General features: G+C 28.4%; 3 protein-coding genes. All 3 read left to right on the top strand.

Features of this window, described 5'->3' with window-relative positions:
• Positions 1-208: 208 nt before the first annotated feature.
• The 3 genes from GGR97_RS15165 to GGR97_RS15155 all read left to right on the top strand — a co-directional run bounded on the left by GGR97_RS15165 (position 209) and on the right by GGR97_RS15155 (position 2,361).
• The gene (locus tag GGR97_RS15165; RefSeq protein ID WP_167899373.1) at positions 209-1,024 is read left to right on the top strand and encodes a helix-turn-helix domain-containing protein; all 816 of its coding nucleotides are present in this window, start codon (positions 209-211) and stop codon (positions 1,022-1,024) included.
• 85 nt (positions 1,025-1,109) lie between these two features.
• Positions 1,110-1,484, top strand: coding sequence for a VOC family protein (locus GGR97_RS15160; RefSeq protein ID WP_167899372.1), 375 nt, complete (start codon positions 1,110-1,112; stop codon positions 1,482-1,484).
• A gap of 166 nt (positions 1,485-1,650) precedes the next feature.
• On the top strand, positions 1,651-2,361 hold the full coding sequence (locus GGR97_RS15155) for a hypothetical protein (RefSeq protein WP_167899371.1): 711 nt from the start codon (positions 1,651-1,653) through the stop codon (positions 2,359-2,361).
• Positions 2,362-2,448 lie beyond the last annotated feature (87 nt).

The following is a 2,448-nucleotide window of genomic DNA, read 5'->3' as shown; positions in this document are numbered from 1 at the left end:
AGAATTGAAAATTAATGATCCGTACTGCTAAAAGGCAACAACGCATAAAAACAATTTGGGCTTGGTTTCTTTCCCTAAGTTCTGTACTTTTAAACCTAGTCAAATCAGCACGGGCTGAAACTCTTCGAGCTTTCCTCCCAAACTGATTTTTATACAAAACCGTTGTACATCATACCCAAGCAACCTCAAAACGAAAGAAAATCACGAAATGAATCACAAAATATTTGAACCACAAGATAATTTAAAGGAATGGGTTAAATGCTACTGGAATTTAGAAAGTGATATAGAAAATACACCTTTAAAAAATACTATTATTCCAGATGGAACAATGAAACTTATTTTTCATTATGGAGATACTTATAAACATCACATAAATAATAAAGAAAGTGTAATTCTTCCAAAATATTTTTTAATAGGACAATTGACAAAACCTTATATTGTAGAACCTCTGGGAATTACAGGCTCATTTGTTGTTCGATTTCAACCGAATGGATTCGTGCCTTTTGCTAACATAGCTATTAAAGAAATTCAAAATATAGCTGTACCATTATATAAACTATTTGGAAAAGATGGAGACAAAATTGGAGAGCAAATTCTAAATGCTAATTCTACTTCCGAAAGAATAGAATTAATAGAAACATTTTTACTTGAAAGATTAACAGAGAAAAATATTATCGACAGTATTGTAAAATCAACTGTTGATATAATTATAGAAGCAAATGGACAATTTTCTGTAAATGAATTATCAGAGCAAAATAATATTAATCGCAGACAATTAACTCGTAAATTTTCGTCAACAATTGGTTTAAGTCCAAAACAACTTTCAAAAACTATAAGAATTCAAAATGCGTTAAAATCATTATTAAACAAAGAAGTTACAAGTCTAACCGATTTAGCTTATCAAAACGAATACTTTGACCAAGCACATTTCATAAAAGACTTTAAAGAATTTACAGGATTGACACCTAAAGAATTTTATGGAAACGATTTAAAAATGTCTTTAATTTTTGACGTAAAAAACTAGTCTTGTCCCATTTTTACAATTTTATATTTTAAAGTCATCGCATATTTGCAATGCAATAACGCAACAAAATATAAACGAAAATAAAATGAAAAACGTAAATCCTGTAAACTGGTTCGACATCAATGTATCAAATCTAAACAATGCGAAAGAATTCTATGAAACTGTTTTTAACATTAAACTTGTTGACTTCCCAATCGAATTCGGAAAACAATCTGGCTTCCCTTTTGACCCAAAAGGGCTGAATATTACTGGAGCATTAGTTGAAAAAGAAAATTTTGTACCGAACAGTAATAATACAGTTATCTACTTTGAATCCGAAGACTGTACAACTGAAGAAAATTTGGTTGAAAAAGCTGGAGGGAAAATCATAAGACCAAAAATGTCTATCGGAGAATTTGGCTTTGTTTCTATCTTAATGGATAGAGATGGGAATACTATTGGATTACATTCAAGAGAATAATGAAAAAAGTACGAATGTACAACAATGTATAAAAGTAATAGCGGTTTGGGTGTATACTCAAACCGTTTTTGTGTTTAATTAAGTATATTGCTGTCCGAAAGTAGTTGCATTTTAATCCGCTACTACTCTTATACTAACCGTTGTGCATAACCAAAAAAAAAGATGAATGTGGGTATCAAAAAATAGAGATTGGAATTATAAACATACAGACCTCACTAAATACTTTATAGAAAAAATAAAGCAACAAGTTGACTATGATGAAACTATATCTAACAGACATAAAACAAGTAATGGATTTACTTTAATTTCGGAAATAGTAGAAATAAGTACTCTAACTTTAAAACGCCAAAAATCATTCAAAAGATTAGATTCTTTAATTAAGGAAAGTTATGAGCCATGTTTAAATAATAATATTCAAAATGATTATATTATAAGTAAGTATCATTCTGATATTCAACTATATTATAAACATGTAAAAGAAACTTTAAAAGATAATAGTGTACAAATTAAAGACTTACAATTAAAATCAAAAGTTAACTTAGCACGTCTTAATGATGATTATTTTAGTAATATAATTTATGAATTATCTCAAATTGATTTCAAAAGCAAAAAATTTGTTGAAAATTCAAAAGTTATTGATTCGATTGTTTCATGCCTATTACCATATCTCCTTTACAAAGGGTATTCACCAACATCAATAAGTGATATTGCATATCGAATGATACGAAAACCATTTGGGATTGAAACCCCCATTAAATTTTTAAAACATTTTAATAATCACCTGATTGACTATGATTTTCTATACTTAACAAATCTAGATTGTCCTGAATTGAAAGAAATGCTTAACTATCTTGATCACGAGAATATTATGTTTTGACCCCTATAAAACAAGAGTAATCTTTTAAATTTCGCTTATTAGTTACGCTGTTAACTTTTTCATTAAAATCAAGTGTTTATCAGTGTT

Origin of the sequence: Wenyingzhuangia aestuarii, assembly GCF_011927765.1 — a bacterium.
GTDB lineage: Bacteria > Bacteroidota > Bacteroidia > Flavobacteriales > Flavobacteriaceae > Wenyingzhuangia > Wenyingzhuangia aestuarii.
The sequence above is the reverse complement of the archived record's forward strand: the minus strand, read 5'-3'. Positions and strand labels throughout refer to the sequence as shown.